Annotated in this window: 6 protein-coding genes; 1 reads left to right on the top strand and 5 read right to left on the bottom strand. The window is 59.8% G+C overall.

What is annotated here, in order from left to right; genetic code table 11:
* The 3 genes from ABID19_RS16040 to ABID19_RS16030 are packed head-to-tail and all read right to left on the bottom strand — an operon-like array spanning window position 1 to window position 4243.
* Complete coding sequence (locus ABID19_RS16040) at window positions 1-492, bottom strand: Rab family GTPase (protein ID WP_352938555.1); 492 nt, start codon at window positions 490-492, stop codon at window positions 1-3.
* 15 nt (window positions 493-507) lie between these two features.
* Entirely contained in the window at window positions 508-3570 is a 3063-nt protein-coding gene (locus ABID19_RS16035; protein ID WP_354491978.1) for an OmpA family protein, read from the bottom strand.
* A gap of 7 nt (window positions 3571-3577) precedes the next feature.
* Window positions 3578-4243 carry a hypothetical protein gene (locus ABID19_RS16030; RefSeq protein ID WP_352938561.1) on the bottom strand — a complete coding sequence of 222 codons (666 nt, stop codon included), beginning with the start codon at window positions 4241-4243 and terminating at the stop codon, window positions 3578-3580.
* Between the two features lie 942 nt (window positions 4244-5185).
* On the opposite strand from ABID19_RS16030, the gene ABID19_RS16025 reads away from it, so the two are divergent.
* A complete protein-coding gene (locus tag ABID19_RS16025) occupies window positions 5186-8020 on the top strand; it encodes a trifunctional glycosyltransferase/class I SAM-dependent methyltransferase/polysaccharide deacetylase (RefSeq protein ID WP_354491977.1) in 2835 nt (944 codons plus the stop codon).
* Window positions 8021-8036: 16 nt separating this feature from the next.
* Here ABID19_RS16025 and ABID19_RS16020 read toward each other — a convergent pair whose 3' ends face one another.
* Window positions 8037-8714, bottom strand: a complete 678-nt coding sequence (locus ABID19_RS16020; protein ID WP_354491976.1) for a redoxin domain-containing protein — start codon at window positions 8712-8714, stop codon at window positions 8037-8039.
* Window positions 8715-8732: 18 nt separating this feature from the next.
* The gene (locus ABID19_RS16015) at window positions 8733-12032 is read right to left on the bottom strand and encodes an ATP-binding protein (RefSeq protein WP_354491975.1); all 3300 of its coding nucleotides are present in this window, start codon (window positions 12030-12032) and stop codon (window positions 8733-8735) included.
* Window positions 12033-12035 lie beyond the last annotated feature (3 nt).

The following is a 12035-nucleotide window of genomic DNA, read 5'->3' as shown; positions in this document are numbered from 1 at the left end:
CTATTTGGTGACCATCGAAGCAAGCTGACGAAATGCATCATCAACGTGTTCACCTGAAAGCGCACTTGTTAGATAGATTTGCCATCCTAGTTGCCTGAATTCGGCAATCTCACTATCCGAGATTGCCCACCGATCGGCCAGATCGGATTTGTTGAACAGCAATACAAACGGCATAGCGCCGAATTCGGCCTCGGCCCGCTCGCGCAGCGTGAGCGCCACGGCAAGAGTAGCAGCGCGGGTTCCATCGACGACAAGCACGAGCCCGCTCGCACCTCGCACATAGCTGACGCGGAATGAGCCGATATCGTCTTCGCCGGCCAAATCCCACAAAATCAGATCCACGGTTTTGTCCGGGAGTGCGACACTCTTCTTGTCGATTTTCACTCCCACCGTGGTCAAGTAGGTTTCTGAAAAGATGCTTTGCACAAATCTGCGAACCAGACTCGTCTTTCCGACAGCGAACCCGCCCAACATGCAGATCTTCTTTTGCAATATCCTGGGCTCCGCCTAGTGGAAGTTGACCGTAACCGAAACTCTGCGATTGGCGGAGCTCCCGGTTCTGCTATTCTCAGTCTCCGCCGGCTCAAAGGTGCCCGCGCCGCGAACCAAAAGCGATTCCGGAGCGACGCCGCGCTTCTTGAGAAGCGCACGAATTGTCTCGGCGCGGGCGGCGCTGATCGAAGCGTTGGCCGTCTCACGGCCCACGGCGTCCGAATGGCCAGTCAACATGAACTGTGCTGTTACGCCTGCCTTGCGGGCGTCCTTGGCCAATTCCTTCAACTGATTCGCCAATTTGTCGAGAACTGGTAGTTGCTCTGGCCCCGGTACAGCCTTGCCAGAATCGAAGAAAATGTCGACCGCTTGAATAGCCTCCCTCAAATGAGTGAGTTTCTGAGGGGTCACCTCGCGCAGCTCGGAAATTTCTAGAGAGAGTCCGTCCGCGGCCAGTTGTTGGGCGGCCACCCGCGCCCGATCTATCCAGGCGGCAGGAGCCTCACCCACGACAACGATGCGATCCTTGATGATCGAAAATCGTACTGAATCCGGCGGGACCAGCGACGCCATCAGCCGCTTCACCACGAACTTCGGATCAAGGCTCTGATAGAATTGCCACTGCGAATGAACGCGAGCCGGATCAACCCCTGTTCCGGACAGCAGAGCCTGCGGGTCGGCGGCCTGCGGATCTCTCAGGCCGGAAATGTAGAAATGTCCGCCCCTCGCAGTTTGTTGGGCGACGATGATCCCCGGTTGGGCCTCAAGTCGCGACACATAATGCTGCCAGTGCTCCGCCGCGCGTGCTTCGGGGCTCACGTCACGAACCTTGGAGATGTCGAATTCCGGTCCGCCTGCCGAAAGCTGTCGGGCCGCTGCGCGTGCCCGATCTATCCAGGTGTCGGGAGCCTCACCCTCGGCAACGATGCGATCGTTGACGATCGAAAGTCGAACCGATTTCGGTGGGGTCAGCGACTCCGTTAGCCGCTTCAGCACGAACTCCGGCTCAAGGCTCTGATAGAATTGCCACTGCGAATGAACGCGGGCGGGATCGACCTGCGTTCCGGACAACAGCGACTGCGGGTCGGCGGCAAGCGGGTCTCTCAGGCCGGCAATATAGAATTGGCCATCGCGCACCTTTTGTTCGGCAACGATGATGCCCGGCTGGGTACTCAGCCGGGACACATAGGCCTGCCAGTGCTCCGCCGCGCGTGCTTCGGGGCTCACGTCACGAACCTTGGAGATGTCGAATTCCGGTCCGCCTGCCGAAAGCTGTCGGGCCGCTGCGCGCGCCCGATCTATCCAGGTGTCGGGAGCCTCACCCTCGGCAACGATGCGATCATTGACGATCGAAAGTCGAACCGATTTCGGTGGGGCCAGCGACTCCGTTAGCCGCTTCAGCACGAACTCCGGCTCAAGGCTCTGATAGAATTGCCACTGCGAATGAACGCGAGCGGGATCGACCTGCGTTCCGGACAACAGCGACTGCGGGTCGGCGGCAAGCGGGTCTCTCAGGCCGGAAATGTAGAAATGTCCGCCCCTCGCAGTTTGTTGGGCGACGATGATCCCCGGTTGGGCCTCAAGTCGCGACACATAATGCTGCCAGTGCTCCGCCGCGCGTGCTTCGGGGCTCACGTCACGAACCTTGGAGATGTCGAATGCCGGTCCGCCTGCCGAAAGCTGTCGGGCCGCTGCGCGTGCCCGATCTATCCAGGTGTCGGGAGCCTCACCCTCGGCAACGATGCGATCGTTGACGATCGAAAGTCGAACCGATTTCGGTGGGGTCAGCGACGCCGTTAGCCGCTTCAGCACGAACTCCGGCTCAAGGCTCTGATAGAATTGCCACTGCGAATGAACGCGGGCGGGATCGACCTGCGTTCCGGACAACAGCGACTGCGGGTCGGCGGCAAGCGGGTCTCTCAGGCCGGCAATATAGAATTGGCCATCGCGCACCTTTTGTTCGGCAACGATGATGCCCGGCTGGGTACTCAGCCGCGACACATAGGCCTGCCAGCGCTGCCCGGATTGCCAGGAAAGAAGGAACCAACCGCCTGCCGGAATCAAAACCAGCAGGACTGCAGCCACCACCAGCCAAGGAAATCCCTGGTTAGAGTCCTCCTGCTTCAGTTCAACGCAGGTCTGCAACAGCGTCTCTACGCCGGCCAACTGCGAACTGTCGCCGTCAAACTCCTCTAAGGCCTGTGAGCATTCATCATGGATGCGAAGCAACACATCGCGAACTATTTCATGTAATTCCTCTGGGGGATTCCCCCGGATCACCGCAACCAAGGTCGCAAACGGTCCAACTTCCGACCAGAGACGAAGCTCCCCAAAACGGATAGTGTCCAGGCCGCTCTGCTCTTTCTCGTTAAATGAATCTTTTACAAAATCTTGAATTGCACTAAGCATCGAAGAAATGAGTTGCGGATCTTCGCTTGTAGCATTATCGGCAGTTACATGCGCTATCAAAAGCCCGGAATTTCGGTTAATGAGAAAGACATGTTCTACACGATAGACAAGTGAATGCTTAAGAACAACTTCTGAGAAGCTTGCGCCCGTTCTCCAAGCTTCAAATCTCCACTTGAGCCCATGCCAGGTAAATATATGTCTTAAAGTTTCATTCAGCGACTGAAAGGTCTGATCGATCTTTTCCCCGATCGACTTGCGAATTGCCGGCAGAAACACCGGGTATAATATATCCGTAAGCGTACGCGGGCTCTTCTGGATAGACCGTTGCACAGCCCTCTCGACAGCTGGCGCAAGGGCTTCGCCGAGTTGCGCATAAGGCGCCCGTGCGGCTGCACTGGGGAGAACACCCCCCACTGCAGACGCAAGCTGCTCAGGTTCGTCGAGCAGGTGCGTAACTCGTGAAAGCTCCGAAATTTCGCGGCCGACCAGCAACTGGCGCAGCGTTTCCATGCGAGGATCGGCGGTTGGAACTCCGTCGAAACGCGCGCGATAGTCCGGATCGACGTTCCGGGCAATTTCGACCAAAAGACTAGCCAGAGCCTCGCGATCAATCTCTGTATCGTTCGAAGCCGCTTGAGGAAGGCTGATTGGGTCGACGGTCGACGTCAAGTTCCGATCAACTCACTTTCCAGCTACGTTCCGAGTTGCTCTTGCTGCCGACGGGATCCTGATTCAGACATTTTGCAACCTCGACAAACAGGCCGGCCAAAAGATTTCGGTCGGTCTTGACGTTGCTGAGATCGGAAAACATTTTCTCCATTACCATCTGAATGGTTTCATTCTTTTGCTTGATTTCCTCACGCAGCGATTGATCGCTTCGATTTATCCGGTCCGCAACTTCGCGCTCAAGCTCGCTCAATTGATCCGACAACGCGCGCACCTGCTTTTCAAGCGCCTGGTTTTGCTCGCGAAGATTCCGGTCAATCTCCTTGTCGGCCTCGGCTCTTGCATCTTTTTCGTTCCGCAATTGCCCCGCAAGCGATTCAACCTGCTTCTTTGCATTTGACTCGTACATTTCAAGATTGCGCTTGGCCTCGGATTCGACATCCTTGAAGCGCTGCAAGAACCGTTCTTCAAGCTTGGAAAAACGGCGGTCATAGTCCTGCATCTGGTTGCCGAACAGCAGATCACGTATCTTGTCGACACCTACAGCGTCGCCGGGGCCTCCACTCTCGCGAGCCTGGGCCGCCATGAAGGCCAGCCCGTTTCCGTCTGCATTACCTATCAGATTTACGTCCGCTTTATTTGCTGAAGAAGCGGTATTCGAAGATTCCTTGGCCATCCTTATGCCCCTTCTTTTGAACAACTGCCACAGTGCGAAACTCAGAAACGAACAAGAATGTCAGCAAAATACCCGGCTCGCAAGCCGGAATCTTCTTGGCTTAAGCCAATTCGCGCGTCCCTTTTACATCTCGTGGACTAGCAGAAACTAAATGAGCTCCAACTGGTGTAGCTTTCGTATCTCTTATTATAGCGCCGTAGTCGGATAATCTAATCGGTGATTGGACGAAATCTACTATCGAAATGAGGCAATACAATATCAGGCTATAGCTGCTGGAGCGCAATTAAGTAGCACGGACTAATTAGAAATATCTAAATTAGTTAACGTGGCGGCGCACATACTGCCTCTCATCCGGCTGTATACTGCGACGATCGGCTTCCGATGCGGGCCCAACGGTAGAAGGAAGGTGTTCTTTCGCACGGAGAATGGCTGTTCGAGAGTGCAGCTCGGTATCGAGGCATTTCGGTCGATAGGAGGGGAGCACTAGTCCCGACAACTGCAGTCATTCACACCAAAGCTTCCGTGGGCCTGCTTTATTGCGCCCCGATTGCAAAGGACGTCAGTTTGCCATAGCTATTTCACTCGTACGGCGCCAGGGACCGCAGCTTGTGGTCATGGCGCCGCTTCCGGGGATCGACATGAGTATGCGGCGTGCTTGCTTTGACGTGCATCTGCGACAGCTGGCGCCCAAGCTCGGCAGCACCGATGCGAATGCTGCGCCAGGCTTCCAATGTCGGTACCACGACAGGAGCAAGCTTCCTTTGCAGCCAAATAGTGGCGTCGCGGCGGCTCGGAAGAACTCGCAGAAGACTGTTTGGACACAGCGTTCCTAACGACCGTTTCCTTTGCCAGGAATTCGCGGGCGATGTTCCGGGAGCCTTGTTCTACCTTCGAACCAGGCTCGGGTAAGACGGCGTGGCGTATAATCCCTTGGTTTCAATCGTGGTTCCTGCGCACAACGCGGAGGCAACGCTGGCGCGCGCACTCGATTGCCTTCTCGATCAGGAAATAATGGATTGGGAGGCGATCATCATCGACGACGCCTCCACCGACCGCACGTCCACGATCATCGCCGGTTATGTGGAGTGTGATGCCCGATTTCGGACATTGAGCTCTTGCGCGTATGGCGCCGCCGGCGCGCGCAATAGCGGGATTTCGACAGCGCGCGGCCATTGGCTGATGTTTCTGGATGCGGACGATTGGGTGGATGCCGGCTTCCTTGCGAAAATGCTGGCCGCGCTGAAAACCGCTCCCGACGCAGTGGCCGCCTATTGCGGTTCCCGGCGCGTGATGCCGGATGGCGAACTCACCCCGCCGAGCATCTCGACGGAGGTTGCGACCCAGCCCTTCGAAACATTCGCCCGCCGGTGTGCCATCCGAACTCACGCGCTGCTGGTCGATCGGGAGACAATTGTCGAGTTGGGCGGTTTCGATGTGTCGCTGCGCACCTGCGAGGACTGGGATCTGTGGCAGCGCCTCGCACGTCTAGGCAAAAATTGGGTGATGGTCGACGAGCCGCTCGCTTTCTATCGGGCCAGCCCCAACGCGCTCAGCCGCAATTCGGCGCAGATGCTGCTAGATGCGGAAATCGTGATCGCCCGCGGCTTTTCTCCTGATGCCAGAGTCAAACACCCGGCATCGGCTCATGCGGCTGGGGCGATCGAGGCGAACGGCGGCACCGCCTCCGAAGCACTCGCATGGTTCGCGTTGTGGAACGCCGCGTCGGATTGCGGCAGCGGCTCACGCTCGATCGAGCCGCAGTCACTGCGTGCGCTTCCGGCAGGACGCAAATGGGCGCGTGAGATCGCCATGGTGGTCTTCGATGGCCTAATGGTCGGAAGCCTGTCGGTGCCGGTACAATTGGCTGCCAGGTGGGACCGGTTCGGCGGCTCCGTCACCGAGTTGATCATCGAACTCGGCAAGGTCTGGGACAATCCTGTCGCGGGTCGCCGCGTCCAGTATCAGCTTGAGCAAATGCTTCTCGACTTCGATGACCTTGCCGCGCCGCGCAGGCTGGCGCGGACACTTGGAATTCGCGTCGACGCTCGAAATCCGGCCGCGATCGAACTTCCGAAGGGAATCGATCAAATCTATGCCTACCTGATGACGGATGGCCAGATCGAGGCTGTCGTGCAATTCGGCGTACTTGGGACAGTGACAAGGGATCATTGGATTGAATTGATCCAGAATGTCGTGCCCCGTGAGCGGCTTGACCGCCGGTCCGATCCAGGCAGTCACTTCGGCAAACTCGCCCAATTGGCCGAGGAAGCGCGGGAGCTGGTTCGGTCGAGCGCCGAACCTGCGGGGCCTCCCGCGGCGCCGCGCCGCGCACGGGCCAGGCACGACAAGGATCGTACGTCGTTCTGGAATGGCTATTTCGCGACCGAGGACCCCTGGAACTACGGTTCGCCCTATGAGCAGGAAAAATATCAGCGGCAGCTCGAAATTCTGCCTGCCGGTCCCATCGGACGGGCGCTTGAGCTGGCCTGCGCGGAGGGCCATTTCACGCGGCAGCTGGCGCCGCGAGTGGGCCATTTGACCGCAACCGACATATCCGCCATAGCCGTCGAACGGGCCCGCGCGCGATGCGGCGATCAGCCGAATGTCGAGTTCGGCGTACTGGATTTCTCTGCCGACACGCTGCCGGGTGAGATGGATCTGATCGTCTGTTCGGAAGTGCTCTACTATCTGGACGATCTCGCCGAGTTGCGGCGCATTGTCAAAAAATTCGTTGAGGCGTTGGCGCCTGGCGGCAGTTTCATCAGCGCACACGCATTCGTGCTGCGTGACAATGTTGAAAGGACGGGCTTCGACTGGAACACATTCGGTGCGCAAGCGATCTCGGAGACGCTAGCAGCGACCGAAGGTCTCGTCCTGGAACAATCGATCCAGACCGAGCTCTATCGTATAGACCGCTTCCGCCGCCTGTCACCGGGCGACGTGGCTACGGAACCGATGATTGATCATGTGCCAATCCGCGCGCCCATCGGAATCGAGGTCGCGCGAAATATCGTCTGGGGCGGGGCGCGGGCCTTGCGCCGCGACGTCGCGCGTAGCGAGCGGCGGCAGCGTATCCCTGTCCTCATGTATCACAGCGTCGCCGACGATGGTCCGGCCGCGCTCACCCGTTTTCGGCTCACGCCCGCCGCATTCGCCAGCCAGATGGCGTGGCTGCGCGCCAATGGCTTTCACGCGATTGGGTCCGAGCAGCTGGAAGGGTCCATCGCCAACCGTCATCCTCTCGTTGGCCGCCCGGTGCTCATCACCTTCGATGACGGCTTCCAGAACTTTGCCGACCATGCCTGGCCGACCTTGCGCGCGAACGACCTGACCGCGGAAGTGTTCCTGGTGACGGACTTGGTGGGTGAAAGTGCACTGTGGGACGCCGACAGCGGTTCGCCGACGCGGCTTATGGACGCCGGGACGGTGCGACGCCTCTCCGCCGAAGGTGCTTTCTTCGGAAGCCATCTGGCGACGCATCGCGCGGTCGATGGTCTGTCGAGCTCTGACTTGGCCGCCGAGCTCCTGCGATCTCGTATGTTCATCGAACGGTGGACCGGTCGGCCAACCACGGCGTTCGCGGCACCCTTCTCTGTCACCGACCGACGGCTTGGCCGGCTGGCCAAGGAGTGCGGCTATCGAATCGGCTTCGGCCGCAAACACGGGCCGGCGGGCCTCGATGGCGATCCCATCGACCTTCCGCGCATCGAGATTCGCGGAGATCGCTCACTCGATGACTTTGTTGCCATTGTCGAGGCCGTGCTCGAAGAGCGGTGAACTTGTCAGTTCATTATTAGGCGACTTGGGACACGGCTGACATCAGCTCCTGCGGGTTTGGCGCCCCAAACATGTATCGCCCACCGTCTGGAACCTCCGTGAAGCTCCAGCGCACGATCCCCTGCCGGTCCAGCAGGAACTGACCGACCAGTTGTCCGTGTCCGGTTGCCATCATCTGCTCGTCGGCTTGGGTTATTTCGTAAGGGTCCTTCTTGTCGAGGATTTCGCCGGCGGCAAGAGGATCCATAGGACCGGGCAACTCGCTCGGTATGTCGACCCGCATATCCTTTACCGCTGCCATCGAGACCTTGTACGGCCAGTTCGTCTCGTTTTGGGTGAATTCGAGATTGGGCAGTCCAAAAGCACGATGTGAAGCGCGTTCAGGGTCGGAGGCCGCGAGCAGATTCGGTATCGGGTGGTAGCGGAAATAGAGACGCGCTCGTTCGATCGGCGTGTTGACCACCGTCAGGCTCTCCACGCCCTTTTCGCGCAGTTCCGGATCAAACCGCGCCTGGGCGGCGATATGGCGCCGGCAAAATGCACAATGCAGACCTCGAAACAGGCCGACCAGCACCGGTTTTTGTCCGCGAAAGTCGTCAAGCGCAATCTTGCCTTCCTGGGTAATGGCGTCGAGAACCAAGTTCGGCGCACGGTCGCCCGGCTGAAGCGGTACCAAGTCACCACGCGCGGACATTTCCAACCTCCAACCCGGCTAGTCGAGAAAAGGCAGCACCACAAGCGCTTCCGGGTCGAGCCCGTGCTGGGCGCATATTCCCTGCGCCAGGGAAAAGTAGCGTTCGGCCTCGGCCAGATTGTCGAGGTCAAGATTAAGCGTTGCGAGCCCATCATAGCACGGAAACAGCAGTTGGGGCTCGCCCGTTTCGCGGGCTACGTCGAGTGCTTCGTGGAACAAGCCAACCGCCAGTTCCGGACGGCCGTTGCACTGGTGGATCTGCCCAAGCACGATCAACGGCACCGGCAGGTGCTCGCGCTGGTCGAGCGCCCGGTCGATCTCGATCGCCTTCTCGGCAGCAGGCACGCCCTCCGTTGGACAGCGATCCGTGAAAGTACAACAAGCGACCGCCAGATTGGCGAGGAGGCGCGCCTGGAAACCCAAATCACCAATATGGCGGGCCACTTCAAGACCGCGCCGACAGACCTCCATCGCCTGTGCCGGATCGATGGTCGTGTAAAGCACGCCGAGATTGGTGTAGCCGCGGCACGCCGCGCCCAGTAGACCGGCGGCTTCGGCCAATTCAATGCTACGCTCAACCTGACGCACGGCTTCACGGTTTTGCCCAAGGCGAGCCAGCGCAACAGCCTTGGTATTAAGTGCCTCGGCGGTCACGAGAGTGGCATCGCACCCTACCTCGGAGACATGCTCCGTTGTCAGAGGACGTACGCAATCCAGCGCCGCGTCTGCCCATTTTGCGGCGAGAGCGTGATCTCCGCTACGGAACGCCTGTCGGCCACGTTCTTGCCAGAGATGTGCCTGCTCGATCGGGGCGTCCGCTCCATCGAGGAGCGCTGCCGCTTCGGCATAGCGGGATTCTGCGTTGTCCCGCTTGCCGACGTCCCAGAGCAGCCGACCGATCTTGCATAAAACGCGCGCCGAAGCGACACGGTCGGCTGACTCACGGTATGCTTGCAACACCGTCTCGTAGTGGTGGTGGGCGATCTTGCGGCGGCCTGCCGGACCGCTCAAATCGGCAATGCGCTCTGCAATTGCCAGTTTGAGCGGTGTTTGCCCGATCGCGGCCAACGCAGCCAGTGCTCGCTCGTAGAAACGGAGGGCGTCGTCGTTGGCGTATATCATGCGAGCGCGATCGCCCGCGGCCTGCAGGTAATGCGCGCCCCTCTCTCGCTCGGCGCTCTGTGCGAAATGATGACCGAGCACGGTCAAATCCTCGAGCCGTTCCGGCTTGTCGCCGAACAGTTGCTCCAAGGCAGCACCGACCCGCCCGTGGATGTCGGTCCGGCGTTGCAGGAGCAGATTCTGGTAGATCACGTCCTGCAGCAAGGTTTGCGTAAAGCGGTAGCTCTGCGACGAGACCGAGCCTGATCCAGCAACTTCCTCGATGATTTCCGCATCGCAAAGCAGTTCGCAGCCGGCTTCTAGCCGGTCGGGATCGGCTGTCACGGTTTTCAGAAGTGTGGCATCGAAGCGCGAGCCGATTACCGCGGCTTCCTGGGCCAACCGGCGTACCTCTTGGGGCAGCCGGTCGACGCGAGCAAGCAACATTGCCTGGATAGTGGCGGGAATGTCGGTTGCGACTTCGCCTGCCACAGTCCGCCATCGCTGGCCCTCGCGCATCAGTACACCGCGATCGATTAGGCCGCGAACGATCTCCTCTACAAAAAGGGGGTTGCCGCCCGCGCGCTCGAGGATCTGGTCGAGAAGCCCGCCTGCGGCGTTTACCCAGCTCTCGCCGAAAAGCGCCGCGAGCAGGTTGCGTCCGTCATCATTGTTGAGCGGCGGAAGCCTGAGCGCTGTGTGACTGACCCGACTTGAATCGAGCTGGCCGTTGTCCGGCGCCGGACGATGCGTGACCAGCAACATCAACCGCGTGCGTTCCAACCTGTCCATCACGAAACGCAGTGCCTCAAGCGACACGGCGTCGGCCCAGTGCAGGTCTTCGACGACAATCAACAGCGGCGACAACGCAAGCCGCCGTTCGATGATTGTGCGGACTGCGTAGAGAATTTGCCGCCGCAGCTGCTCGGGCTCGACATGCTGCAAGGTGGCATCGGGGTCGCCAAGGCCGAGCACGTGGTAGAGCAAAGGCATCAGCCGCTCCGCCTCCTCGCCCTGCAGGCCAAGATCGGTAAGCATGCCCGAGAGCTTCCCCCGCACCTCGTCCCCACTGTCGTTTTGCATCATCCCGGCAGCGCTGCGCACCACTGCGCCCAAGGCGCCAAATGATTGTTCGCCCAGCGGTGAGCAAGTGGCTAGCCGCACGGCGACGTTGCGAAAACGATCCTCGTCGCCGACGCGGGCGACGAACTCCTTCACCAGCCGCGATTTGCCGATACCTGCTTCTCCGACGAGGCGGACAAGTTGGGCCGAGCCGCTGCACGCCTGGTCAAGGCTCGCCATCATTCTATTGAGCTCCGCACCACGACCTATTATCGGCGCACTGAGGCCGAGCGCCTCGAGCCCTCGCGCGGCACGAGGCGCCGCAAGCGGTGCATCCAGTCGATGGACGAGCACACTGCCGGCCTTGCCGCGAAACACGACATCACCCAGCGACTCGTAAGAGAAGGCATGCCGGGTCAGCCTGTGAGTGAGCTCGCCTACCAGCACCTCACCCGGTGCGGCCAGTGATTGCAGGCGTTGCGCCGTATTCACTGTGTCGCCGGTCACCGAATAGGATTTGGCGGTGCCGATGCCCAATCCACCGGTAACGACGGGACCAGTGTTTATGCCGATGTGGAGTAACAGAGGCGAGCCGGAGTGGAAGGTGCTTTCGCCGAGCCGCGCCGTCCGGGCGATCATGTCGAGAGCGGCGCGAAGCGCACGTTCCGGATCGTCCTCATGCGCAACCGGCGCACCGAACAAGGCGAGCAGTGCATCGCCGATGAATTTGTCGACGAAACCACCGAAGTTTCGCACGGCCGCCGTCCATTCCTTGAACAGTTCGTTCTGCAGCGCTTGCGTGACCTCGGGGTCAAGCTGCTCGCTGAGTGTCGTGAAGCCGCAAAGGTCAGCGAACAGAACTGTTACCGTCCGGCGATCGGCGTCGGAGACGGGATGCAGGCCATCTTCGCTTTCGATGTTCGGGAGCAGCGACGGAGTTCGAGAAGGCGGCACAACGGTCCGGCTTGGTGTGAGAGTAGGCCGTTCGACGGTTTTTGCGGGCGCACCGACGTTTGCCCCGCATTTCGGACAGAACTCGAAATCAGGTGCGCAGGGGTAGCCGCAACTGGCGCATGGCACGGGCTGGCGCCTACCACACCTCGGACAGAAAGCGTAACCGCCCTCAACCTCGAAACCGCAGCCCGAGCAGTCCATAGG

Source organism: Mesorhizobium robiniae, from assembly GCF_040545535.1.
GTDB lineage: Bacteria > Pseudomonadota > Alphaproteobacteria > Rhizobiales > Rhizobiaceae > Mesorhizobium > Mesorhizobium robiniae.
Note: the sequence above shows the minus strand (reverse complement) of the source record. Positions and strands in the feature narration are given on the sequence as shown.